Genomic DNA, 23,927 nt, shown 5'->3' with positions numbered 1-23,927 from the left:
CGCTCGATCGGACGCCGTGGCGGGAATTACGGCACGCCGCAACGTAGTTGGAACTCAGTCGAGTCGTCGACGGAACGTTTCGCCCCATCGCCTCCGGCGAGATAGATGGGTGACGACGCTCAGGTCGACCGAGTCCGGGGTGAAATCCATGACCATGGGGCCGAGTTCGCGACAGCTCTCGAACACGCCATTGGCCAAGTCGAAAACCCAGCGCCACAGTCACTTTCGGTTGACCTGACGAGCAGATCCCGCCGCCCCGGTTGTTGCGGGGCGCACAGAATGTCACGCTCCGGCAAGCACCTCCAGCACCCCTTCGCCGTACTTGGCCAGCTTGTTCTCGCCGACCCCGGCGACCGTGCCGAGTTCGGACAGACTCGCCGGCTTACGTCCGGCGATCTCCCGCAGGGTGGCGTCGTGGAAGACGACGTAGGCGGGCACGCCCTGCTCCTTCGCGGTGGCCGCACGCCATTCGCGCAGCTTCTCGAACAAGCCGACATCCGCCGGCACCAGATCGACCGCCGCCTTCGACGATTTGGCGGAACGGGCCGCCCGCGCCGGGGTGGCACGCTCCGGCTCCCGCCGCATCATGACCTTGCGGCCCTCGAACAGCACCCCGTCGCTGGCCTCGGTGAGGGTGAGCACACCGTAGTCGCCGTGCACCGCCAACAACCCCTGGGCCAGCAATTGCCGCACCACCCCGCGCCATTCGGTGTCACGCAGATCGGTGCCCACCCCGAAGACCTTCAGTTCGTGGTGGTCGTGCTGGAGCACCTTGGGGTTCTTCTTGCCGATCAGGATGTCGACGATATGACCCGCGCCGAAGCTCTGGCCACGTTCACGTTTCAACCGCAGCACCGTCGAGAGCACCTTCTGCGCGGCGACGGTACCGTCCCAGGACTCTGGTGGCGTCAGGCAGCTATCGCAGTTGCCGCAGGCCTGACCGGGCTGCCCGAAGTAGGCCAGCAGTTGCGTCCGGCGGCACTCTACGGTCTCGCACAGCGCCAGCATCGCGTCGAGATGCAACTGCAGCTGTCTGCGATGGGCCGCGTCTCCCTCGGAAGAGTCGATCATTTTGCGTTGCTGCACAACATCGTTGAGCCCGTACACCATCCACGCGGTAGACGGCAGACCGTCGCGGCCCGCGCGACCGGTCTCCTGGTAGTAGCCCTCTACGGACTTCGGCAGATCGAGGTGCGCGACGAATCGCACATCCGGCTTGTCGATACCCATGCCGAACGCGATGGTGGCGACCACGACGAGACCGTCCTCGCGCAGGAATCGCGACTGGTTCGTGGCACGGGTGCGTGCGTCCAGTCCCGCGTGATAGGGCACCGCGGTGACGCCGTTCTCGGTGAGGAAGGCCGCGGTCTTCTCCACCGAGTTGCGCGACAGGCAGTAGACGATGCCCGCGTCCCCTGCGTGCTCGCTGGTGATGAACTCCAGCAGCTGACGATCGGGCCGGTTCTTCGGCTCGATCCGGTACTGGATATTGGGCCGGTCGAAGCTGGCCACGAAGCGCTTGGCGGCGCCGAGATCGAGGCGCTGGATGATCTCGTCGCGGGTCTTGTCGGTCGCGGTCGCGGTGAGCGCGATGCGCGGCACGTCCGGCCAGCGCTCGTGCAGCATCGACAGGCCCAGATAGTCGGGTCGGAAATCATGACCCCACTGCGAAACGCAATGCGCCTCATCGATGGCGAACAGCGCCACCTTGCCGCGGTCGAGCAGGCTCGCGGTCGATTCCAGCCGCAGGCGTTCCGGCGCGAGGTACAGCAGGTCCAGCTCACCGGCGACGAACTGCGCCTCCACCATGCGTCGCTCGTCCGGGAACTGGGTGGAGTTGAGGAACCCGGCCCGCACACCCAGCGCGCTGAGCCCGTCCACCTGGTCCTGCATCAACGCGATCAGCGGCGACACCACCACCCCGACGCCGGGACGGACCAATGCGGGCACCTGATAGCACAGTGACTTGCCGCCACCGGTCGGCATCAGCACCAGCGCGTCACCGCCGCCGACCACGTGCTCCACGATCTCGCGCTGATCACCGCGGAAGCTGTCGTAGCCGAACACCCGACGTAGGATCTGTTGCGCCGCACCGGATTCGGTGTCGGTGTCGCCGTCGGTCAGCAGCCCGTAGCGACTGCTTGCAGGTCGCTCGAAAGAGCCAGCCGCGAGAGTATCGGGGGATTCCACCCGGCCATCCTACGAGCGCCGCTGTATATGCAAACCCTTACACCGTCGCGGACCGGAGGTACCGCGGCCGGCACTCCACATGTGGATAAGAAATCCGGTCACCACCGAAACCCGGCCCCGAACGCCGGGACCCAGCGGCAACGTGTGCGCTGGGTCCCGGACGTTCGCCAAAACAAAGGCTATTCGCGGACGTAGAAACGGAGTGTGGCGTAGGCGGTGATCGCCGCAGACACCACACCGATCGGCGCGATGGTCAGCGCGACCATCGCGATGTCGTCACTGGAGATGTGCGGAAAGACATTGCTGTCGAATAGCTGACCGAGGGCCTTGTCGACCACCATGGGCCGCGCGATGAGCAGACCGAGGAGCGCCAACGCCGAGCCGATGATCGCCGCGACGACCGCCTCGAGCAGGAACGGCAGCTGCGTGTACCAGCGGGTGGCACCGACCAGCCGCATGATCCCCACCTCCTCGCGGCGGGTGAACGCGGCGATCTGCACCATGTTCGCGATCAGCATCAGCGCCGCCAGCGCCATCACCAGCGCCAGACCGAATGCTGCGTTGCGCAGCCCGTCGAAGATACCGACCAGCCGGTCGACGATCTCCTTGTCGTTGAGCACGCTCTGCACGCCGGGCCGAGTGTGGAACGCCGCGAAGATCCGCTCGTACTGATTGGCGTCGGTCATCTTCACGCGCAGCGACGCGGGCAGCCTGGTGTCCTTGATCATGTCGATCATCTGGGGCTGATCCTTGAAGGTCACCTCGGTGGCTTCCTTCATCGCCTCGTTGCTGTTGACGAACTGCACCGACACCACGCCCGAGGTTTTCTTCAGGTCGGACATCAGCGACTGACACGGCTCCTTGGAGCAATCGAGGTCGGTCGCCGACACGTCGTCGTCGAGATACAGCCGGATCTCGACCCGATCCATGAAGTAGTTCTGGGTCTTGTCGGCGATCCGCACCGCGAGCAGCCCGCCACCGAGCATGGTGAGCGACACCGCGGTGGTCAGGATCATCGCGATGGTCATCGTGACGTTGCGGCGCAGACCGGTGAGGACCTCGCTGAGCAGGAAACCTATCCGCATTACCAGCCCACCCCGTACACACCCATCGCGTCGTCGCGCACCAGGCGGCCGCGATCGAGCTCGACCACTCGCCTGCGCATCGCGTCGACGATGTGGTTGTCGTGGGTGGCCATCACCACCGTCGTACCGGTGCGGTTGATCCGCTCCAGCAGCAGCATGATGTCGCCGCTGGTGTCGGGATCGAGGTTGCCGGTCGGTTCGTCGGCAAGCAGCACCAGCGGATGGTTCACGAACGCCCTGGCGATCGCCACACGCTGCTGTTCACCACCGGACAGCTCACTGGGTAGTCGATCGGCCTTGCCGCCGAGCCCGACCATGTCGAGCACCTCGGGCACCGTCCGGTCGATGAACTGGTGCCGCTTGCCGATCACCTCCAGCGCGAACGCGACATTCTCCTGAACGGTCTTCTGCTGCAGCAGCCGGAAGTCCTGGAACACGCACCCCATGCGCTGGCGCAACTTCGGCACCCGTCGCCCTGGCAGTCGGTCGACCCGAAAGCCGGCGACCTGGATCTCCCCCGAGGTGGGCGCCTCCTCTTTGAGCAGCAGACGCATGACGGTCGACTTCCCGGAACCGGACGGTCCGATGATGAAGACGAACTCGCCCTTGTCCACATCAACGGTGAAGTTGTCCAGCGCGGGTCGCGTCGAGGTCTTGTACGACTTGGTGACGTTCCGCATGGTGATCACGGGAAGCCAGTGTAACCAGCAACCGCCGTGCACCCTGGGCTACCGCACAGTCAACGACCGGGGATCGCCGTATTCACCGCTGCCGGAACGGTGTTCAGTGTCGGATCCCATCCAGAGTCCACAGGGTGATCCGGCTTGACGAACAAGTACAGGACAAACGTGGCGACCCAGGTTGCCATCAGGATCGCCGTGGATCTACTCGGTCTCACTGATTCCCTCCCGGCGCAACGCCGCGGCTACCCGCACTCGCAGTTCACGTCCGACTTCGAATTGTTTGCCTGGCAAAGTTCGGGCAACCATTCGGATGTTCATTTGATCGACTGTCAAGTCTTCGACACCCATCACACTCGGCTCGTCGAGCAGCAGCGGCTTCAATCGTGGGTCCTCGTACGCCTTTGTACCGACCTCGTGCAGGATCTCGTTGATCCGAGTGATGTCCGCGCTGGCTGCGACCGGCACATCGATGGCCGCGCGCGCCCAATCCTTCGACAGATTCGTGACCTTCACGATCTGGCCGTTGGGCACAGTGATCACCTCACCATCCGCATTGCGCAGCGTGGTGATCCGCAGCGTGACATCCTCGACCGTACCCTCGGCCATCTCCGCGGATCCAGTCACCGCGATGCGAACTACGTCACCAAATCCGTACTGCCGCTCTGTGATTAGGAAAAATCCGGCCAAAATATCCTGCACGATCCGCTGCGCGCCGAAGCCGAACGCGGCGCCCAGCACCGCGGCGGGCGCGACGAGTCCGGTCACCGCGAAGCCGAGACGGCGCAGCACCTCGATACCAACCAGGACGTAGACAATTGTCAGCACTACCCACGTGACCACCTGCGCCAGCGCATGCCGGTGCTTGGCCGCCTCGGTGCGCACCAGCGCATCGCTGCTCTGGAAACCGGCGTCGATCTTGCGGGTGATCCGATCCCTGATGAAGGTGGCGAGCCGGCTGAACAACACCGCACCCACGATCAGCAGCACGATCTCGAGACCGGCCGAGCGCAACCAGGTGGTCAAATCGGTGGACGAGGCCAATGCCTGGGGCACGTCCAATTAGCTCGCCTGCTCTCGCATCCGCCAACGAATTCCGGACTCGATGAAACCATCGATGTCACCGTCGAGCACGGCGGACGGGTTATTCACTTCATAGTTGGTCCGAAGATCCTTGACCATCTGGTACGGATGCAGCACGTACGAGCGCATCTGATTACCCCAGGAGGCGCCCTCGTTGGTCTTCAGCGCGTCCATCTGGGCGCGCTCCTCTTGGCGCTTGCGTTCCAGCAGCTTCGCCTGTAGCACGCGCATCGCCGAAATCTTGTTCTGCAGTTGGGATTTCTCGTTCTGGCAGGTGACGACAATGCCGGTGGGGATGTGCGTCAGGCGCACCGCGGAGTCGGTGGTGTTGACGCTCTGGCCGCCGGGGCCGGACGAGCGGTACACGTCCACCCGGATCTCGGTGTCGGGGATCTCGATGTGGTCGGTGGTCTCGACCACCGGCAGCACCTCGACCTCGGCGAAGGAGGTCTGGCGGCGGCCCTGATTGTCGAACGGGCTGATTCGCACCAGCCGGTGCGTGCCCATCTCGACCGAGAGGGTGCCGTAGGCGTAGGGCGACTTCACCGCGAAGGTGGAGCTCTTGATGCCCGCCTCTTCGGCGTAGGAGGTGTCGTAGACCTCGACGGAGTATTTGTGCCGGTCGGCCCAGCGGATGTACATGCGCATCAGCATCTCGGCCCAGTCCGCAGCGTCCACGCCGCCCGCGCCGGATCGGATGTTGACCAGTGCGTCACGCTTGTCGTACTCACCCGACAGCAGCGTGCGGACCTCCATGGCCTCCACGTCACCGTGCAGCGCGGCCCGCTCGGCATCGGCGTCGGCCAGCGCGGCCACCTGGGCCTCGCCTTCCTCGCCCTCGGCCAGTTCGTACAGCACCGGCAGGTCATCGAGCCGCTGCCGCAGTTCCTCGACCCGGCGCAGTTCGCTCTGCGCGTGCGACAGTTCGCTGGTCACCTGCTGCGCGTGGTCCTGGTCGTTCCACAGGTCCGGATCGGCCGCCTGGTGTTCCAACTCATCGATACGACGGCGCAACTCCTCGATGTCGAGGACCGACTCGACCGTTTTGAGGGTGGCGTCAAGTTCGGCGAGATCAGCGGAGACGTCAGGGTGCACGATGGTCAAGCCTACTGGTCGCGGCCGAGGCGGTGAAACTACACAAGCGCGTCGCGGCGCCGAAACGGCCGAACGAGCGTTGAGCAGCAGGAACGAACAGGAGATACGCCGCGACCGATTCAGCTGGACACGGCCCGCAAGCCGCCGGGACGACGACCCGCCAGCGCATCGAGGGCGTGCGCGGTCGACTCGTCGGCGGGCAGGTAGACGATCAGTTGCTGGTTGTCGTCGGCGGACAGGTCGAGGGTCTCGTAGGCCAAACGCAGATTGCCCGCGTCGGGGTGCGCCATCCGGGTGATACCGGTGGCTGCGGCGAGGCTCGGGACCGTCTCGATGCGTCGCGTGAACTCCTCGCCCGCGATCACGATCAGCTCGTCGACGAGGGCGGCGATATGCGGATCGACTCGGAAAGGGCCCTGTTTGAGAGCGGCGACCTGTTGGTCGGCGACGTGGTCCCAATCCGGATAGACCGTGCGGGCGCGGGGATCGGCGAAGACGTACAGCACGAAATTCGCCGTCTGCCCCGCCCTCGACCCCAACCCGGTGCGCCCGGCCGGGATGACCGACCTCACCCAGCGGTTGGCGGCGGCCGACGCGTTCGTCATCGTCACCCCGGATTACAACCGCAGCTTCCCCGCCTCGCTGAAAGCGGCCATCGACTGGCACTTCACCCAGTGGGACAGCAAGACGATCGGTTTCGTAGGCTACAGCGGCGCAAGCGGCGGCCTGCTCGCGATCGAAGGACTGCGCCAAGTCTTCAACGAACTCAACGCCCACACCGTCCGCAACTACGTCTCCTTCCCCCGCTACTACCTGCTCTTCGACGCCGAAGGAAAGCTCCTCGAGCCCGAAGAGCCTGCCGCCGCTGCGCAAGCCATGCTCGACCAATTGCACTGGTGGACAAGCGCCCTCACCACCGCCCGCAAAGTCTCGGCCGCAGCCTGACCAGCGGGACCGTCAGAACCCGCCCGACCGCCTACCACACGTACCACTCCCCGCGCTCACCGAAAGACGGCTCGGCGCGGCCACGAGTGGCACATCATGGTGAGGTCGTCTGGAAGTTTGCCGCAGCCATGTGCCATTCACAGGGCTCCTCGACCGTCTCCCTGGCTGCGAGTGGCACACCGTTGTGGGGCGGCTCGATGTCCGGCGTCGCCGTGTGCCACTCGGGGGGGCCGGTCGTGGGTAGCTGGCGGCGGGACAGTGGATAGGGTTTGGGTGTGGCTGCACACTCCTCCGATCTCGAACTTGCGCTGCGGTTGGCCGATGACGCCGACGCGATCACCAGGGCGCGCTTCGGTGCGCTGGACCTGAAGGTCGATTCGAAGCCGGATCTCACGCCGGTCTCAGATGCCGATCTGGCGGTGGAGAAGGCGATCAGGCAGGTGCTCGGGCATGAGCGGCCCGCCGACTCAGTGCTCGGTGAGGAGTTCGGCGGGGCCGCGGAGTTCACGGGGCGGCAGTGGGTGATCGATCCCATCGACGGCACCAAGAACTTCGTGCGCCGGGTACCGATCTGGGCCACGCTGATCGCGCTGCTCGAGGACGGCGTACCCGTCGTCGGTGTGGTGAGCGCCCCCGCGCTGGCCCGCCGGTGGTGGGCGGCGGCCGGTTCCGGCGCATGGTCCAGTTTCCATCCCGGTGCACCGAAACCGATTTCGGTATCCGCGGTAGACGAGCTGAGTTCGGCGAGTCTCGCGTTTTCCAGCCTGTCGGGTTGGCGTGAACGCGGCCTGCGCGACGACTTCCTCGCCCTGACCGACGACGTCTGGCGCGTCCGCGGCTACGGCGACTTCCTCACCTACTGCCTGCTGGCCGAAGGCGCGGTCGACATTGCCACCGAACCCGAAGTCTCCCTGTGGGATCTGGCTGCTCTCGACATCCTCGTCCGCGAAGCCGGCGGCCGCTTCACTGCTCTTTCCGGTAAGCCGGGCCCACACGGTGGCGATGCCATCGCCACCAATGGCCTGCTCCACGACGAGGTCCTCGCCCGCTTCACCGTCTGACGACCTGACACCCGTCGGGTCAGGAAGCCGCGGTCAGCGATTTCTCCATGAGGACGACATACGCCGTGGCGTGGAACTGCGGCGGCAGCCGCGTCTCCCGGACTTCGGTGAATCCCTGTGTGGCGTAATACTTCCGCCGCGGTCAAAACATCGGGGTTGTCACGCCACACGAACCATTCGGCGCCCGCCGCTTCCTCGGCCACCACGGCAGCGGGGTATTCACCGGGCAGCCACTGACCGATGTCGGTGTCGACCATCCACTGGGCGAGGCGGTCGCGTAGTCGGGCGATATCAGCGGCATCGTTGGTGGTGGCCGCGATCATGTTGACCGGCGCGACCGGCGTTGCCGACCCGGTCCTCGCCGATACGGTCGAGCAGGACTTCATGGCCAGGCGTCCGAAGCGATGGAAGAAATGGCCCGACATCCCGCTAGGAATCCACGTTGCGAGCAAACGAGAGCGTGGCAACTGATCCGTCGCCATGCCCGATCCCCATTCGACATCTGAAACAACGCCGCAACTGAATCGGCCACCACGAATGGCGAGCCCCGGCACAACGAACGAAGCGCTCCCAGGCCGAACGCACCTCGCCCGCGCGTGCACAGTCGCGCGGCACGGACTTCGCCACCTATCGCCGAACAACCGGAGCACGATGCGTCCAGATCTACCTGGCGAACCGCAGGTCGGTGGCGCGGGTCTTCGCCATGTTCACGCGAAACGAACAGCGGGGGTTTCGCAGCGCGCGGCAGCGCCTAACCGCCGTCACCCACAGCAGCAGGTTTCTTTGCGCATGACCGAGATCGCACCTGCGGATGTCGTTGTCCGAGAACAGGATTACGGCGACCGCCTGGCCGTCGCCGGATTCGGGCCTGCTACGTGCCACCCGAAACCAGCCGCCGCGCAGTCGGCTTGTGCGCGGGCCTCGCGGCCTTCCTGAGCTGCACCGTGCATCAGATCGTCGGCGCACTCGGCGCCAACGCCATCATTCACCCTCATTGCCGGTTTCGCCATCTCGGCGCTGGCCTACGCGATCCCGATGCGCCATCTCGGCGCCGGCTCGACTACTCGACGAACGCTTTGATGCGGTTCAGCGTCTCCCGCATGCCTTCGCGATTGGTCTTCCCGCGGGCCCGGTCGGCCACCAGCCAGTACAGCCGCAGCGGCAGGACGTCGGCCAGCCGGAACGACTCGGTGACATCGGTGCCGCCCTCGACGGTCTCGAACCGATAGCCCCAGGTATTGACCGACATCCCGCCGGGACCCAGTACCGTGAAGGCGAATTCGCGGCCACTCGCAGGGCGGGCAGGGCGCGATCTTCACCGCTGCGCACGGCCCCGATTGGGCGCCGGAACCGCAGTTGCTCGGTTCGGTCGCGCTGCAGGCGAGCCAGCTGGCCACCGCCGCCGGAACTCGCGCACCGGGCAGCCACCAGAGCTATTCGCTCGTGACGTAGGCCGCCGGAATAGATGGCGGACCACCCCTGTTCCATTGGTTGCCATATCCACCAAATGGATGTCAGACTTGGATCGAGGAGGTGTTGTGCAGTTCGGAATCTTCACGGTCGGTGATGTGACAACCGATCCGACAACCGGTGGGACGCCGACCGAGCATGAGCGCATCAAGGCGATGGTGACCATCGCACGGAAGGCCGAAGATGTCGGCCTCGACGTGTTCGCCACCGGCGAGCACCACAACCCGCCGTTCGTCCCATCATCTCCGACCACCATGCTCGGCTACATTGCCGCCCAGACCGAGCGTTTGCAGCTGTCCACCTCGACGACGCTGATCACCACCAACGATCCGGTGAAGATCGCCGAGGACTTCGCCATGCTGCAGCACCTGGCCGACGGCCGGGTCGATCTGATGCTCGGACGCGGCAACACCGGACCCGTGTACCCCTGGTTCGGCAAGGACATTCGCGACGGCATCCCGTTGGCCATCGAGAACTACCATCTGCTGCACCGGCTGTGGCGCGAGGACGTGGTCGACTGGGAGGGCAAGTTCCGTACGCCGCTGCAGTCGTTCACGTCCACACCCCGTCCACTCGACGGTGTGCCGCCATTCGTATGGCACGGGTCGATCCGCAGCCCCGAGATCGCCGAGCAGGCCGCCTATTACGGTGACGGCTTCTTCGCCAACAACATCTTCTGGCCGAAGGAGCACTTCCAGCGGCTGATCGAGCTGTACCGGCGGCGCTACGAGCACTACGGACACGGCACCGCGGATCAGGCGATCGTCGGTCTCGGCGGACAGGTGTTCATGCGGAAGAACTCGCAGGATGCGGTGCGCGAGTTCCGTCCGTACTTCGACAACGCCCCCGTCTACGGCCACGGCCCCTCGCTCGAGGATTTCACCGAGCAGACGCCGCTGACCGTCGGCAGCCCGCAGGAGGTCATCGACAAGACCCTGGCCTTCCGCGAATCCTTCGGCGACTATCAGCGACAGCTGTTCCTGATGGACCACGCGGGCCTACCGTTGCAGACGGTGCTGGAGCAACTGGATCTACTCGGCGAAGAAGTGGTCCCTGTGCTGCGCAGAGAATTCGATACGCTGCGCCCCGAACATGTGCCCTCGGCACCGACACATGACACTCTCGTCGCCGCCCGCGACACGGCATTGGAGGTCGCAGAGTGACCCGCATTGCCGTCATCTCCGCCGGGCTTTCACAACCGTCGTCGACTCGACTGCTGACCGACAGGCTCGCCGCGGCGACCGACCGGGCGCTGACCGCGTCCGGCCGGGTCGCGCGGTTCGATGTCATCGAACTGCGCGACCATGCTCACGATAATTGAAATATCAATCACATGAGGAGACGCACATGTCCACCAGCACCGCCAACGCCCTGACCGCAGGCACCTGGGTCATCGACCCCGCCCACTCCACGCTCGGTTTCACCGTTCGCCACCTGATGGTGAGCAAGATCCGCGGCCGGTTCGCCGACTTCTCCGGCAAGCTGGTCATCAACGAAGACGGCACCGCACAGGCCGACGCCGAGATCCGCGTCGACTCGGTGACCACCGACAACGAGCAGCGCGACGCCCACCTGCGCACCGCCGACTTCTTCCACGGCGAGGAATTCCCGGTGGCGACCTTCAAGTCGACCGGGTTCCGGGTCAACGGTGAGGACTTCGTCGTAGACGGCGATTTCACCGTCCGCGGTGTCACCAAGCCGGTCTCCATCGATGTCGAGTTCCTCGGCGTCAACCCCGGCATGGGCCAGGGCCCGGTCGCCGGCTTCGAGGCCAAGACCGTCATCAACCGTCGCGACTTCGGCATCACCATCGACATGCCGCTGCCTGACGGCGGTGCCGTGATCGGCGACAAGATCACCCTCAACCTGGAGATCGAGGTCAGCCTGCAGGGCTGACATCCCGCCCGGAAAACCGCACTGCCGTAACGGCTTTCGATCGGCGCCGAGCCCCACCTCCGTGGCGTTCGGCGCCGAATGCCATGCGGCTGACAACACTCGGCGCGGCACTGCTCGACAGCGATTTCGACAGCGGTGTACGCCCGACGGCAGCCGACGCAACCATTGCCCGAGTTGCTTGAACTCGCATCACACCCTCGACCCACACCGAGGGCAGCGGATAGGACTGACAAGTACCTCGCGTGCGGCGCGTCGAAGGCCAATCGCATCGCCGGTGACGACAACGCAGTGGCACTCATGCGGATCGCGTCAGGTCCGCTTGCCGATCCACGCATCGGACAGCGGGCCCAGCTCACGCTGTGACATTTGTCGGCGCCTATCAGCATTCGAGCGGTAGGCGCCGACAATGCGGCATGCTCGAAGGACACTGTCCGATTCTTGCCACCATCCGCCGGACCGGTAAAACTGAAACGACTGGACGTGGCAACCATCGGTAGGCGGGTATCACTCGCACGTGGGCCGGGCAGAACGACTCGAGGCGAGAGATAGGCGGCGTGAGACGATGCGGTACCGAAAGCCGCCACGATGATGGACGACGACACCGTCCCGTTCACCAAGATCGACGGCCGCGAAGCCGAGCAGACGCGGAGACCCCGGCACCGACGCGCGGAGGAACCTCCGAAACGCCAGCGCCACGCGGCCGAGCCCCCTCCGAGCGAACGGTCGTCGGCCGAACCCACTCGACGGGCGCGTTCGGCAGCCGCGCCCACTCCACCAGCGCCTTCGGAGGCCGGGCCCACCCGACGAGAACGGTCAGCGGCCGAACCCACTCGCCGACGACGTTCGGCCGCCGAACCCCCGCGACGAGGTCGTCGCGCGGCGAATATCGCGACCCGAGTGATCGCCTGCGCCGCCGCCATCGCGGTTCTCTCCGGTACCGGATTCGCCTGGTCGGCCAAGTCCACCTTCGACCAGGGTTTCACCCGCACCAACGCCATCAGCGCCGACGCGCCCCACTCGCTGGGCGGCGACGTGAACATCCTGCTGATCGGCCTGGACACCCGCAAGGACCAGAACGGCAACGACCTACCGAAGGCAATCCTCGACCAATTGCACGCGGGTGATAGCGAAAGTGGCGGTTACAACGCGAATTCGCTTATCCTGCTGCACATTCCGGCAGACATGCAGAAGATCGTCGCGTTCTCCATCCCGCGTGACGACTATGTGGCGGTCTCCGGCATCCCCGGCTACGACCACGCCAAGATCAAGGAGTCCTACGGCCTGAAGAAGGCCGCCACCGAGACCAAGCTGATCAGCAATGGCGAAAAAGACCCGGTCACCCTGGAACGTCAGGGCCGCGAAGCGGGCCGCGCGTCCATCGTGCAGACCGTCCGCAACCTGGTCGGGGTGCCGATCGACCTCTTCGCCGAAATTTCGCTGGCCGGTTTCTATGACCTGGCGACCGCGCTCGGCGGCGTCGATGTCTGCCTCAATCACGCCGTCGACGACAGCTACTACTCGGGCGCCGTCTTCCCCGCTGGACCGCAGCATCTCAACGGCTCCGACGCTCTGGCCTTCGTCCGCCAGCGGCACGGCCTAGACAACGGCGATCTCGATCGCACCCACCGCCAGCAGGCATTCCTCACCTCGGTCGCCAAGTCGTTGAAGGACGCCGGCACACTGACCAACCTCAGCAAACTGTCGGACTTGATGGACGTCGCGCATCGCGACGTAGTGCTGTCCGACAACTGGAATCTGCTCGACTTCGCCCGCAACCTCGGCTCCGTGGGCTCGATGTCGGTGGAGTTTCGCACGCTGCCGGTGCTGAGCTACGACACCGTCGACGGACAGGCCGTCAATATCGTCGATCCGGTGGCGATCAAGAAGGAGGTGCGCAACACCTTCGGCTTCCAGGCATCCCAGCCCACCACCGCTCGGACTCCGACCAGCACGGTCGACGTCCACAACGCCGGCGGTCAGAGCGGTGAGGCCGCCAAGCTTTCCGCCGCGCTCGCCACCCGCGGCTATACGCCGGGCACCGTCGGCAACGGCACCTACGCCGACGGCTCCGCCTCCACGGTCGCCTATGGGCCCGGCGCCGACGCCGACGCCAACCAACTGGCCGAAACCCTCGGCCTCACCGCCACCGCGTCCACCGCGACCCAACCCGGCCACATCACGGTCGTGATCGGCAGCGATTTCACCATGCCCGCGGAGCTGTCCCCGACCTCCGCATCGACCCCGACCACCACCGCCCCACCGGCCGACTCCCCCGACTCCGGTCAGCCGGTCGCGACCACGATCGGCAGCACGATCCCCTGTGTGAACTAAGTCATTCACAGAGGTCGGTCCTCATCGGTGAGGAGTAGTCTGCGCAGCCGGTAAACTACGACCCGGTCCAAATAGATGGTGCGCCGCAGGGGAACGCACGGCGAAGCATAGGAGATCCATGTCGAGTCGCCGCTTGCGATCGAGTGTTGCCACGTGTGTTGTGCTGGTGACGGTTTCGGTCGTCGCCGCCTGTTCTTCTTCTGCCTCTCCCGCTGCGCCGAAGCCAGCGGCAGGGCCTGCCGAACCGGCGCCCGCCGCGATTTCCATCAACCCCGGGGCGGGTGCGAACGACGTCGATCCGCTCGGTCTGGTCGAGGTGAGCGCTGGCGACGGCATGCTGACCTCGGTGACCATGACGAACGAGCAGGGCAAGTCGGTCGAGGGCATCCTGACCCCGGACAAGACGGCCTGGAAGCCCGCCGCGCCGCTCGGCTTCGGACACACCTACACGGTGACCGCCGAGGGCCTCACGATCACCGGTCGCACCGGCCCGTCGACCGCGACGTTCTCCACGCTGACCCCGCACAATCAGACCAAGGCGTATCTGACCACCACCGCGGGCAACCCGCTGACCGACGGCGGCACGTTCGGCGTCGGCACCGTCATCGTCGCCCACTTCGACGAAGACATCCCCGACCACGCCGCCGCCGAGAAGCGCCTCGTGGTGACCACCACCCCACCGGTCGAAGGCTCGTGGTACTGGGTCGACAGTCGCAATGCGCACTGGCGTCCGCAGCATTACTACGCGCCGGGCACCAAGGTGAGCGTCGCGGCCAATATTTTCGGCGCCGAGTTCGGCAAGGGCCTGTTCGGCCAGGAGGACAGCAAGACCACCTTCACCATCGGCGCCTCCCATGTGTCGATCGCCGATGACAACACCAAACAGGTGCAGGTCTTCGAGAACGGCAACCTGATCCGCACCATGCCCACCTCGATGGGCATGGATGGCAGCGAGGTTGTCGCGGGCAAGACGATCACCTTCTGGACCCAGCCCGGCATATACACGGTGATGGACAAGGCCAACCCGGTGATCATGGACTCTTCGACCTTCGGCCTGCCGGTCAACTCCCGGCTCGGCTACAAGGAGTCCATCAACTGGGCGACAAAGATCAGCACCGACGGCATCTATCTGCACGAGCTGGCCTCCACCGTGTGGGCCCAGGGCAACACCGACACCTCGCACGGTTGCCTCAACCTCAGCCCCGCGAACGCGCAATGGTTCTTCAACTTCGCCGTGCCCGGCGATGTCGTCGAGGTGCGCAACACCCGCGGCGCCCCACTCGCCGTCTGGCAGAACGGCGACTGGGGGCTGCCGTGGGACCAGTGGCAGGCAGGCAGCGCGCTGCGGTAGTGGATCTAGCGCGCTGCGCTAGTCGCTAGTTACCTCGTTGCGGGCGTGCACATCACCTTCGATGATGCGTTCGCCCGTCTGCGGGTGGAACAGGTGCACGATGCCACCGTCCTGCACGCGCATCGTGATGGTCTCCGCGAGCCGGGCCGGAGCTCGGTTCGCGGAGCGGGCCACGAAGGTGATCGGGTCGCCGTCGAGCGCGGTCACCGACGCCTCCGAAATGCGTCCGTACACGTAGGATTCGCTGCCGAGCTCCTCGACAAGCTCGACGGTGACCGCGAAACCCATTCCGTCGCGGTCGATCTGGAGCTGCTCAGGACGCAACCCGACGGTGACGGTGTCCAGGCCCGCCGCCGCGATCTGGTCGATCGAGTCCCGGGGCAGTTCGAGCGTCGTCCCGGCGAGGTCGATACCGCCGGACACGACGCGCGCGTTGAACAGGTTCATGGCGGGTGAACCGATGAAGCCCGCGACAAAAGCATTCGCCGGGCGATCGTAGAGCTCGGTCGGCGGGCTGAACTGCTGCAAGAGACCGTCGCGCAGCACCGCTACCCGATCCCCCATGGTCATGGCCTCGACCTGATCGTGCGTGACGTAGACCGTGGTTGTGCCCAATCTGCGTTGCAGCGCGGCGATCTGGGTTCGGGTCTGCACCCGCAGCTTCGCGTCGAGATTGGACAGCGGCTCGTCCATGCAGAACACCCGCGGCTCTCGAACGATGGCGCGCCCCATGGCAACTCGCTGTCGCTGCCCGCCCGACAGCTTGGCGGGCTTGCGATCCAGGTAGTCCGTCAGATCCAGCAGCTTGGCGGCCGCGGCCACCCGCCGCTTGCGCTCCTCGAGCGGGATCTTGCGCATTTTCAGTGCGAAGCCCATGTTTTCGGCGACGGTCTTGTTCGGGTACAGCGCATAGTTCTGGAAGACCATCGCGATGTCACGGTCCTTGGAGGCGACCCCGACCATGTCCTCGCCGTCGATCGTGATCGAACCGGCATCGATGTCTTCCAGCCCGGCGAGCATGCGCAGGGCCGTTGACTTTCCGGACCCCGACGGCCCGACCAGGACGACGAACTCGCCGTCCTGGATGTCGAGGTCGAGCGAGTCGACGGCGAGAGTGTTGGCGCCCGAGTAGATGCAGGACGCGGATCGGTAGCTGACGTCGGCCATTGTGATTGTTCCTTACTTGATAGCGCCGAAGGACAGGCCGCGCACGAGCTTGTTCTGCGCGAGCCAGCCGGCCAGGATGACGGGCAGCGCGGTGAGCACCGCGGCCGCGGAGAGCCGGGCCCAGTACAGGCCCTCACCGGTGATGAATCCGACCAGGAACACCGGAATCGTCTGTGCCTGAACGGCTGTCAGGTTCACCGCGAAGAAGAATTCGTTCCAGGAGAAGATGACGCAGATCAGTGCGGTTGCGGCGATACCGGGTGAGACCAGCGGCAGGATCACCTCCCGCATCGAGGTCCACAGGCTGGCGCCGTCCATGCTGGCGGCCTCCAGGAGTTCGCCGGGTACTTCGAGGAAGAACGAGCGCATCATCCATACCGCGATCGGCAGGTTCATCGCGGTGTACAGGATGACCAGCGCCCAGATGTTGTCGAGCAAACCGATATCGCCGACAATCACATACAGCGGCACGATCGCAGCGACCACCGGCAGCATCTTGGTGCTGATGAAGAAGAACAGCGCGTCCTGCGTCTTGCGCACCGGTCGCAACGACAGTGCGAACGCGGCTGGAACACCAAGGGCCAGCACGAGGATCGTCGACATGATGGTGGCGAAGGCCGAATTCAGCAGCGCCGTCCCGATGCCGCTGTCCAGCACCGCGCGGAACTGCTCCAGCGTCGGGGTGAACAGCAGCTTCGGCGGATCGGTGTAGGCGTCGCCCTCCTGCTTGAAGGCGGTCAGCAGCATCCACAGCACGGGGAAGAAGACGCCGATCGCGATCACCCACGCCAGCACACCCCAGGCGGTGTTGCCCCAATTCCGTTGTTTACGAAGGGTTGTCACCTCTCGCGTGCTCATCACGCGGCCTCCTGTTTCCCGGAAAAGCTCTTGAAGATCAGACGCAGCGCCAACGTCGCGACGACCATCGTCGCGATCACGGTGACCACGCCCATGGCCGCGGCCTGGCCGACGTCGAAACCGAGGAACGCGCGTTGGTAGATGTAGTAGGGCAGATTCGAGCTGGCGATGCCCGGTCCGCCGGAGGTCATCATGTACACCGCGTCGAAGGTGTTGACCAGGTAGATCGCGCCGAGTACCGCGCCGAGTTCGATGAACCGCCGCAGGTGCGGCAGCGTGATTTCGCGGAACAGCGCGAATGCGCCGGCGCCGTCGACGCGGGCGGCTTCCATCACGTCGCGCGGCATCGATTGCAGCCCGGCCAGAATCAGCAGCATCATGAACGGCGTCCACTGCCAAACGAGGTCCGCCATCACGGCGGGCAGCGGATATCTACTCACCCAGTCGATGCGGTGCACCCCGAACGGCTGGAGCACGAAGTTGATCAGGCCGAAGACCGGGTCGAGCAGCGTGGTCTTCCAAATCAACGCCGCGGCAACGGGAGTCACCAGGAACGGAGTGATCAGCAGGGTGCGCACAATGCCGCGGCCGAAGAAGGCCCGGTCGAGCAGTAGCGCGAGCAGTAGACCGAGGACCACCGAGATGATCACGGTGCCAACGATCATGATCACGGTATTGAGCGCGACCTGGCGGAACTGACTGTCACGGGCCACATCCACGTAATTCTGTAGCCCATTGAAGTGCCTGGAACCGGGACGGACCAGGTTCCAGGACTGGGTCGAGTAGTACAGCGTGAACAGGAACGGTATCTGGGTGACCACGATCATGAAGATCAGCGCGGGCAGCAGTGGCCCGCGTCGGCGCCAGCCCTCCGCACGTGAGATGTGGTCGCTCTTGGCAGTGATCGTCTCGGACCGCGGCGCCGTTGGTGCCGGAGATGTTGGGGCAGTGGTTGTTCCGGACACGGTCATCGTCCTTCTTGATAGGTCTTGCCGACCACCTGGGCGTACTGCTGCGCCTGCGCGAGCGCGTCGTGGACGCTGACCCGGCCCGCGATGGCGGCGCTGATCTGCTGACTCACCCGGGTTCCGAGATCCTGGAATTCGGGAATCGTCAGGAATTGAACACCGGTGTAGGGCACCGGCTTTACGGTCGGCTTCTCGGGATCGGCCGAGGCCATCGCGGAGAGCGTGGCGGGTCCGTAGGCGGCCGATGCACTGCGGTACTCCGGTATGTCATATGTCGAGAGCCGACTGCCCGGCGGCACATGCGACCAGCCGAGGCGTTCGCCGACCATCCGGATGTACTGCTTACTCGTCATCCAGGACACGAATTTCCATGCCGCGTCGGGCTTGGCGCTCGTCGTCGGGATGCCGAGTGACCAGGTGTAGAGCCAGCCGGAGTGTTCGGTCGCCTGCACTGGGGCGGGCGCATAGCCGACCTTGCCGACAACCTTGCTCGACGCGGGATCCTCGAGCACCGACACCGCCGAGGTCGCGTCGTACCACATCGCGGTATGGCCCTGCGAGAACTGCGTGGCGCATTCACCGAAACCGCTTGTCGCCGCGCCGGGTTCGCCGTGTTGCCGCACCAGATTCACGTAGAAGTCCACAGCGCGTTCGACTTCCGGGCTGTCGAGCTGCGCGTTCCAATGCTCGTCGTACCAGCGACCGCCGAAGGTATTGATCACGGTGTCCAGCGAGGCGAGCACCTCACCCCAGCCGGGCTTGCCGCGCAGGCAGATTCCCGATCGATCCCCGCCGTCGAGCTTCGCGGCGAAATCGGCGACCTGCTCCCAGGTCGGATGCTCAGGCATGGCCAGCCCAGCCTGCTCGAACAAGTCCTTGCGGTACATCAGGAACGACGACTCGCCGTAGAACGGGACCGAGTACATATCGCCCTTGTAGGACAACGACTTCTGTAGCGACGGAATGATGTCGGCCTGGTCGTAGCCCGCCGTCTCCCGCATGCGCGGGGAAAGGTCGACCAGCCAGCCGTTTTCGGCCCACTGCGGGGTCTCGTAGTTGCTGATCATCACGACATCGAACTCGCCGCCACCGGTCGCGACCGACGCGGTGATCTTCGCGCGGGCCTCGTTCTCCGACAGGGACGTGAATTTCAGTTTGATGCCGGGGTTTTCGCGTTCGAACTCCGAAGACAATCCGATCGCGTCCTGCATCTGTGAGTTCGACACGATCGCGATGGTCACCGTGTCGCCGCCGCCCGCGGTGAACGACCCGGCACCCGCGCAGCCTGCCGCGGCGATCATGGTCGCGGCGATCAGCGCCGCGATGGCCGCCCTTCGACGTCTCCTCATCGGGTTGCCTCCTCTTTCTGTTCCAATAGCCATTGCGCACAACCGATGTCGGTGACCAGCACCTTGGCCAGTCCGCCGTTGAGTGCACCGAAGACGGCTTCGTGTTTGGGTTCGCCGCCGGAGATCAGGATCGTCGACGGGCACGAGCGGACGGCGTCCAGCGAGACCCCGACGGTGCGTTCGGGCAGGGTGCCACCGACATCGGTACCGTCGAGCTTGAAGAATCGCCCGCCGATCTCACCGACCGCACCGAGGTCGTGCAGTTCGTCGAGGAGGGCGGAATCCAGATAGCTGCCCGCGAAAAGTGTCGTCGCGGTCGACACCGTGCCTACGCCGAAGACCATCACGTCGGCCGCCGCGCCGATGGCGAGGGCCTTGCCGAGCACCGAATCCTCGGTCAGCGCGGTAACCGTCGCGGGGTCGGCATACAGCGGTGCGTGTAGACGGATCGGTTCGGCCTGCAGTTGGGTGGCGCATCGGCCGAGGGTGTATTCGACGCCGGTCTGATAGTCGATCGAGGCCATCGAGCCGTCCAACTGGACCACCGCGGCACAGCGCATCATCTTCGCACGCAGTTCTCCGGCGATCGCGACAATCTCGGGGCCCCAGGTGAAACCGAGGGTGTCGGTGTCGCGCAGCCTGCGCCCCAGTACCGCAGCGGCGGCGCGGCCGAGCGCCTGGTAACCCGAGGCCGAACCGGCGGCCATCTCGCCGAGGACGACCGCCTCGGTGAGGCCGAAGCGTCGCTCGAGGTCTCGTTCCACGCTGGTGTGCAGGGTGTCGCGCAGGGCGTCGGGGACATTGATCTCAATGCGCACCAGGCCATGAGCGCGGGCGCGGGCGATCAAGCGCCCCGCGGTCGGCCGCGAAACCCCCAGTTTGACAGCGATTTCCGCTTGAGTGGCGCCCTCCAGGTGATACAGCTCCGCCGCTCGCAATGCGAGCCGGATGTCCTCGGAGGCAATTGGCCGGGCCGATTCGGGTGTCAACGCTGATCCTCGGGTGCTGAGCTGATCTCCAGTACTGAGCAGATGCTCACTACTTGAGCTGCTGCTCATTCACGGTAACATTGGAGTGTGACGTGCACAACACTGTCTTCGTGATCGGATCGGCATCGAGCGCGCCGCGGACTGGGCGACACCATCGGTGATGATCTTGTCCCGCCGTGGGGTAGCCGTTTTCACATGGCGCGTGCCGCCGGCGCGCAGCAGAGATGGGTACGTCGACGCTGGTTGTCGATGCAGAAAAGGAATGATGATCCACGCTATGACGAAGCTCAACGCGCGAACCGTGACCGATCTGGACGTGCCGGCTCCGGGCTACGACCGCACCGGCATACGCACCGGAATAGTCCACTTCGGCGTCGGCGGATTCCATCGGGCGCACCAGGCGATGTACCTGGACCGGCTGCTCGTGCTCGGCGCGGCACGGGAGTGGGGGATCTGCGGCGTCGGCGTCATGCCCGCGGACCGCCGGATGCGCGACGTGCTGACGAAACAGGACTGCCTGTACACGCTGTGCGTCACCGAACCCGACGGCGCCTGGACCGTCCGGGTGATCGGATCCATCGTCGAATACCTGTACGCCCCAGACGATCCCGAGGCCGTGATCGAGAAGCTCGCGGGCGCGGGCACCCGCATCGTCTCGCTCACCATCACCGAGGGCGGCTACAACATCTCCGCCACCACCCGCGAATTCGACGCGACCGAGCCCGCCGTCGTCGCCGACCTCGCCCCCGGCGTCGTCCCCACGACAACATTCGGTCTCGTCACCGAGGCACTCGCCCGACGCAAGGCACGCGGCCTCGCGCCGTTCACGATCATGTCCTGCGACAATATCGAGGGCAACGGGCACGTTGCCCGCACCGCCTTCACCGCCTTCGCCCGATTGCGCGATCCGGAACTGGCGGAATGGATCTCGCGAGAAGGCGCCTTCCCGAACTCGATGGTCGACCGGATCACGCCGGTGACCACCGCGGAGATGACGGCAGAGCTGGGACGCAGGTACGGCATCGAGGACGGCTGGCCGGTGGTGACCGAGCCGTTCACGCAGTGGGTGCTGGAGGATGCGTTCAGCCTCGGCCGACCCGATTTCGACCGGGTCGGCGTCCAACTCGTCGACGACGTCGCGCCCTACGAATTGATGAAACTGCGCCTGCTGAACGCCAGTCACCAGGCGCTGTGCTACCTGGGCTATCTGTCCGGCTACCGCATGGTGCACGAGGTCGCCCAAGATCCGGTGTTCGAACGATTCCTGTTGCGCTACATGAACAATGAGGCGATGCCGACGCTGCGCCCGGTCCCCGGCATCGACCTCGGCCAGTACCGACGCACGCTCATCGAGCGGTTCTCCAATGCCGCCGTCGGGGACACCGTCGCCCGGCTGTGCGCGGAATCCTCCGACCGGATTCCCAAGTGGCTGCTGCCGGTCGTCCGCAGCCAACTGGCCAGCGGTGGCGACATAGCCTGCGCCGCAACAGTAGTGGCCGCTTGGGCTCGCTACTGCGAGGGTGTCGATGAACAGGGCGAGCCGATCGAGGTGGTGGACCCGCTGCGCGATCGCCTGATGGCACTGGCCGGCCGCCAGCACGACGATCCCACTGCCTTCCTATCCGATCGGTCGGTGTTCGGGGACCTCATCGACGAACCACGCTTCGTCGCGGCCTACCGTAGGGCGTTAGATTCGTTGCACACACGCGGCGCGCGTGCGACGGTGGTCGATCTGGTCGACGGTCCGTAGCAAAGCCGCGCTCACTCACATCACCCTCGACTGTCCGAAGGGTTGTCCGTCGCCGCAACGAGAATGTCGGTGCCCCTTGCTAACTTTCGAAGCGTTCTGATCCCACGAAAAAAGCGGGGCTATGCGATGACCACTGGGGGCACTACCTATCTCGAACTGTCCGAGGACGGCGGTTCGGCGCACAAGTTCTATGAGGTTGCCGTCGCGGGCACCCAGGTGACCATTCGCTACGGACGCATCGGCGACCAGGGGCAGACCCAGGTGAGTTCCTTTGCCACCGAGGAGAAGGCGCGGGCGGCCGCCGCGAAGAAGGTCGGCGCGAAGGTGCGCCGGGGCTACGCGCTCGCGGTCATGGGTGCGCGAACCAAGCGTCCGGTGACGCGGCGGGCGATCGTCAGCCAGCGCTCTACCGCGAAATCCGCGCCGGTACTGTGGACATTCGCCTCCGGCGCAGCGGCTTTCGGTATCTTCGTCGACGAACACCGCTGCTGGGTCGGCAATGAGCACGGCGACGTGTTCACCCTCACCTTGTCGGGCGAGGTGACCGGCCGGTTCCGCTTGCCGGACGCGGTGAAATGCATTGTCGCCGACGACTTCTGGATCTATGCCGGATGCGATGACGGCCGAGTGTACGACCTTTCGGGTAAGGTGCCGCGCGCCGCCTACGACATCGCGGCCGATGTCGACATCTACTGGCTCGATATCCACGACGGCATCCTCGGCGTCTCCGACCGCGAAGGCGGTATCACGGTGATCGATCACGAGGAGGAATCGCTCTGGACCCGGCGCAGCACCGGTAACTCCGGGTGGATGGTGCGGATCGACCGGGACGGCGTCTACCACGGACATTCCGACGGCGTCACCAAATACGGCTTGACCAGCGGAAACCATCAGTGGCATGTCCGCACCGGCGGTCCCGTGCTCTTCGGCTGGCAGGAAACCGACGCCGTCTACGCGGGTACCAGCACCCGGCAGGTGCGCATGGTGGCCAAGAACGGCCAGTCCGAGCGCTCCTACCAATGTGATGCGGCCGTATTCTCCTGTGCCACTTCGCCGGACGGACGCTATGTCTTCGCGGGTGACAACTTTTCCTCGGTCTACTGCTTCGATTCGGCCGGGCTACGCCTGTGGAAGCTGGCCACCGGCTGCGGATCCGCGTACTCCATGCAGTACCACGACGAAAAGCTCTATCTCGTCACCACCAACGGCACGTTGGCCTGCTTGGACGTCAGCGAGTCGGCCATCCGCAATGCCGAGCAGGGCGTGCTACCCCAAACGCTGTCGGTGAAGGCGCCGGAGATGTCCGCCGTAATACCGAGCAGCACAGTGGAAGTCGCCGCAGACTCCAGCTCGGGAATCGTCGTGGAGTGTGCCGACGATGGCGGCAATCTGCGGGTGCATGTGGTGTCTCCGGGCTACCAACACGGGTGGAATGTGCAGTTCCCCCGGGATATCCGCGAGGCGGGCGTTCGGTACGTGGTCGACGCGGTGGCCGAGTCGGCACGTGGTGGGTTCTATCGAGTGCGAGGCGATATCCGGCGACTGCGTTGAGGCATAAGCACCCGGTGCTTACCACGGTAGACCGCCCAGAGCCGACGGGCTGATGCCGGAGTGCGACCGATGCGGTTGGACGGCATTACGACAACGACGATTGCTTCG

General features: G+C 65.3%; 22 protein-coding genes. 10 read left to right on the top strand and 12 right to left on the bottom strand.

Features of this window, described 5'->3' with window-relative positions; all coding sequences use genetic code 11:
- Positions 1 to 282 precede the first annotated feature (282 nt).
- The 6 genes from recQ to ACV7NQ_RS24750 all read right to left on the bottom strand — a co-directional run bounded on the left by recQ (position 283) and on the right by ACV7NQ_RS24750 (position 6,705).
- Positions 283 to 2,127: a DNA helicase RecQ gene (recQ, locus tag ACV7NQ_RS24775; protein WP_463365806.1), complete on the bottom strand. Its 1,845-nt coding sequence runs from the start codon at positions 2,125 to 2,127 to the stop codon at positions 283 to 285.
- A gap of 242 nt (positions 2,128 to 2,369) precedes the next feature.
- The gene (gene ftsX, locus ACV7NQ_RS24770; protein ID WP_463361828.1) at positions 2,370 to 3,275 is read right to left on the bottom strand and encodes a permease-like cell division protein FtsX; all 906 of its coding nucleotides are present in this window, start codon (positions 3,273 to 3,275) and stop codon (positions 2,370 to 2,372) included.
- Positions 3,275 to 3,964: a cell division ATP-binding protein FtsE gene (ftsE, locus tag ACV7NQ_RS24765; protein WP_463361827.1), complete on the bottom strand. Its 690-nt coding sequence runs from the start codon at positions 3,962 to 3,964 to the stop codon at positions 3,275 to 3,277. The genes ftsX and ftsE overlap by 1 nt, the downstream gene beginning before the upstream one ends.
- A gap of 195 nt (positions 3,965 to 4,159) precedes the next feature.
- Complete coding sequence (locus ACV7NQ_RS24760) at positions 4,160 to 5,011, bottom strand: mechanosensitive ion channel family protein (RefSeq protein ID WP_463365805.1); 852 nt, start codon at positions 5,009 to 5,011, stop codon at positions 4,160 to 4,162.
- Between the two features lie 6 nt (positions 5,012 to 5,017).
- Complete coding sequence (prfB, locus tag ACV7NQ_RS24755) at positions 5,018 to 6,133, bottom strand: peptide chain release factor 2 (RefSeq protein ID WP_463365804.1); 1,116 nt, start codon at positions 6,131 to 6,133, stop codon at positions 5,018 to 5,020.
- A gap of 119 nt (positions 6,134 to 6,252) precedes the next feature.
- Positions 6,253 to 6,705: an MmyB family transcriptional regulator gene (locus ACV7NQ_RS24750; protein ID WP_463361826.1), complete on the bottom strand. Its 453-nt coding sequence runs from the start codon at positions 6,703 to 6,705 to the stop codon at positions 6,253 to 6,255.
- On the opposite strand from ACV7NQ_RS24750, the gene ACV7NQ_RS24745 reads away from it, so the two are divergent.
- From ACV7NQ_RS24745 to ACV7NQ_RS24735, 3 genes are all read left to right on the top strand, one after another.
- Complete coding sequence (locus ACV7NQ_RS24745) at positions 6,692 to 7,078, top strand: NADPH-dependent FMN reductase (RefSeq protein WP_463361825.1); 387 nt, start codon at positions 6,692 to 6,694, stop codon at positions 7,076 to 7,078. The two genes, ACV7NQ_RS24750 and ACV7NQ_RS24745, sit on opposite strands and share 14 nt — an antisense overlap.
- 275 nt (positions 7,079 to 7,353) lie before the next feature.
- Positions 7,354 to 8,139: a histidinol-phosphatase gene (gene hisN, locus ACV7NQ_RS24740; RefSeq protein WP_463361824.1), complete on the top strand. Its 786-nt coding sequence runs from the start codon at positions 7,354 to 7,356 to the stop codon at positions 8,137 to 8,139.
- Positions 8,140 to 8,379: 240 nt separating this feature from the next.
- A complete protein-coding gene (locus ACV7NQ_RS24735; protein WP_463361823.1) occupies positions 8,380 to 8,610 on the top strand; it encodes a hypothetical protein in 231 nt (76 codons plus the stop codon).
- A gap of 589 nt (positions 8,611 to 9,199) precedes the next feature.
- Here ACV7NQ_RS24735 and ACV7NQ_RS24730 read toward each other — a convergent pair.
- A complete protein-coding gene (locus tag ACV7NQ_RS24730) occupies positions 9,200 to 9,388 on the bottom strand; it encodes a hypothetical protein (RefSeq protein WP_463361822.1) in 189 nt (62 codons plus the stop codon).
- Positions 9,389 to 9,677: 289 nt separating this feature from the next.
- On the opposite strand from ACV7NQ_RS24730, the gene ACV7NQ_RS24725 reads away from it, so the two are divergent.
- The 5 genes from ACV7NQ_RS24725 to ACV7NQ_RS24705 all read left to right on the top strand — a co-directional run bounded on the left by ACV7NQ_RS24725 (position 9,678) and on the right by ACV7NQ_RS24705 (position 15,187).
- Positions 9,678 to 10,772, top strand: a complete 1,095-nt coding sequence (locus ACV7NQ_RS24725) for an LLM class flavin-dependent oxidoreductase (RefSeq protein ID WP_463361821.1) — start codon at positions 9,678 to 9,680, stop codon at positions 10,770 to 10,772.
- A complete protein-coding gene (locus tag ACV7NQ_RS24720) occupies positions 10,769 to 10,930 on the top strand; it encodes a hypothetical protein (RefSeq protein WP_463361820.1) in 162 nt (53 codons plus the stop codon). The genes ACV7NQ_RS24725 and ACV7NQ_RS24720 overlap by 4 nt, the downstream gene beginning before the upstream one ends.
- Before the next feature lie 26 nt (positions 10,931 to 10,956).
- Positions 10,957 to 11,505: a YceI family protein gene (locus ACV7NQ_RS24715; RefSeq protein WP_463361819.1), complete on the top strand. Its 549-nt coding sequence runs from the start codon at positions 10,957 to 10,959 to the stop codon at positions 11,503 to 11,505.
- A 585-nt stretch (positions 11,506 to 12,090) separates the two neighbouring features.
- Positions 12,091 to 13,836, top strand: a complete 1,746-nt coding sequence (locus ACV7NQ_RS24710) for an LCP family protein (RefSeq protein WP_463361818.1) — start codon at positions 12,091 to 12,093, stop codon at positions 13,834 to 13,836.
- 118 nt (positions 13,837 to 13,954) lie between these two features.
- Entirely contained in the window at positions 13,955 to 15,187 is a 1,233-nt protein-coding gene (locus tag ACV7NQ_RS24705) for a L,D-transpeptidase (RefSeq protein WP_463361817.1), read from the top strand.
- 18 nt (positions 15,188 to 15,205) lie between these two features.
- On the opposite strand, the gene ACV7NQ_RS24700 is transcribed toward ACV7NQ_RS24705, so the two are convergent.
- Genes ACV7NQ_RS24700 through ACV7NQ_RS24680 form a run of 5 tightly spaced genes read right to left on the bottom strand, consistent with a single transcriptional unit; the run spans position 15,206 to position 20,518 of the window.
- On the bottom strand, positions 15,206 to 16,354 hold the full coding sequence (locus tag ACV7NQ_RS24700; RefSeq protein ID WP_463361816.1) for an ABC transporter ATP-binding protein: 1,149 nt from the start codon (positions 16,352 to 16,354) through the stop codon (positions 15,206 to 15,208).
- Positions 16,355 to 16,366: 12 nt separating this feature from the next.
- A complete protein-coding gene (locus ACV7NQ_RS24695) occupies positions 16,367 to 17,212 on the bottom strand; it encodes a carbohydrate ABC transporter permease (protein ID WP_463361815.1) in 846 nt (281 codons plus the stop codon).
- Positions 17,212 to 18,183, bottom strand: a complete 972-nt coding sequence (locus ACV7NQ_RS24690) for a carbohydrate ABC transporter permease (RefSeq protein WP_463361814.1) — start codon at positions 18,181 to 18,183, stop codon at positions 17,212 to 17,214. The genes ACV7NQ_RS24695 and ACV7NQ_RS24690 overlap by 1 nt, the downstream gene beginning before the upstream one ends.
- Positions 18,180 to 19,529, bottom strand: coding sequence for an ABC transporter substrate-binding protein (locus ACV7NQ_RS24685; RefSeq protein ID WP_463361813.1), 1,350 nt, complete (start codon positions 19,527 to 19,529; stop codon positions 18,180 to 18,182). The genes ACV7NQ_RS24690 and ACV7NQ_RS24685 overlap by 4 nt, the downstream gene beginning before the upstream one ends.
- A complete protein-coding gene (locus ACV7NQ_RS24680) occupies positions 19,526 to 20,518 on the bottom strand; it encodes a sugar-binding transcriptional regulator (RefSeq protein ID WP_463361812.1) in 993 nt (330 codons plus the stop codon). The genes ACV7NQ_RS24685 and ACV7NQ_RS24680 overlap by 4 nt, the downstream gene beginning before the upstream one ends.
- A gap of 277 nt (positions 20,519 to 20,795) precedes the next feature.
- Here ACV7NQ_RS24680 and ACV7NQ_RS24675 point away from each other — a divergent pair, with 277 nt between their 5' ends.
- Positions 20,796 to 22,268, top strand: a complete 1,473-nt coding sequence (locus tag ACV7NQ_RS24675) for a mannitol dehydrogenase family protein (protein ID WP_463361811.1) — start codon at positions 20,796 to 20,798, stop codon at positions 22,266 to 22,268.
- A 126-nt stretch (positions 22,269 to 22,394) separates the two neighbouring features.
- Positions 22,395 to 23,819 carry a WGR domain-containing protein gene (locus ACV7NQ_RS24670; protein ID WP_463361810.1) on the top strand — a complete coding sequence of 475 codons (1,425 nt, stop codon included), beginning with the start codon at positions 22,395 to 22,397 and terminating at the stop codon, positions 23,817 to 23,819.
- The last annotated feature ends 108 nt before the right edge of the window (positions 23,820 to 23,927 follow it).

This window comes from Nocardia sp. Tas62D01 (assembly GCF_055232035.1).
The sequence above is the reverse complement of the archived record's forward strand: the minus strand, read 5'-3'. Positions and strand labels throughout refer to the sequence as shown.

Bases quoted from the DNA above. Each gene is read 5' to 3' on its own strand.
- ftsX (WP_463361828.1), bottom strand. From the start codon at position 3,275: ATGCGGATAGGTTTCCTGCTCAGCGAGGTCCTCACCGGTCTGCGCCGC.
- ACV7NQ_RS24745 (WP_463361825.1), top strand. From the start codon at position 6,692: ATGACCGACCTCACCCAGCGGTTGGCGGCGGCCGACGCGTTCGTCATC.
- ACV7NQ_RS24735 (WP_463361823.1), top strand. From the start codon at position 8,380: ATGTCGGTGTCGACCATCCACTGGGCGAGGCGGTCGCGTAGTCGGGCG.
- ACV7NQ_RS24730 (WP_463361822.1), bottom strand. From the start codon at position 9,388: ATGTCGGTCAATACCTGGGGCTATCGGTTCGAGACCGTCGAGGGCGGC.
- ACV7NQ_RS24715 (WP_463361819.1), top strand. From the start codon at position 10,957: ATGTCCACCAGCACCGCCAACGCCCTGACCGCAGGCACCTGGGTCATC.
- ACV7NQ_RS24710 (WP_463361818.1), top strand. From the start codon at position 12,091: ATGATGGACGACGACACCGTCCCGTTCACCAAGATCGACGGCCGCGAA.
- ACV7NQ_RS24705 (WP_463361817.1), top strand. From the start codon at position 13,955: ATGTCGAGTCGCCGCTTGCGATCGAGTGTTGCCACGTGTGTTGTGCTG.
- ACV7NQ_RS24700 (WP_463361816.1), bottom strand. From the start codon at position 16,354: ATGGCCGACGTCAGCTACCGATCCGCGTCCTGCATCTACTCGGGCGCC.
- ACV7NQ_RS24695 (WP_463361815.1), bottom strand. From the start codon at position 17,212: ATGAGCACGCGAGAGGTGACAACCCTTCGTAAACAACGGAATTGGGGC.
- ACV7NQ_RS24690 (WP_463361814.1), bottom strand. From the start codon at position 18,183: ATGACCGTGTCCGGAACAACCACTGCCCCAACATCTCCGGCACCAACG.
- ACV7NQ_RS24685 (WP_463361813.1), bottom strand. From the start codon at position 19,529: ATGAGGAGACGTCGAAGGGCGGCCATCGCGGCGCTGATCGCCGCGACC.
- ACV7NQ_RS24675 (WP_463361811.1), top strand. From the start codon at position 20,796: ATGACGAAGCTCAACGCGCGAACCGTGACCGATCTGGACGTGCCGGCT.
- ACV7NQ_RS24670 (WP_463361810.1), top strand. From the start codon at position 22,395: ATGACCACTGGGGGCACTACCTATCTCGAACTGTCCGAGGACGGCGGT.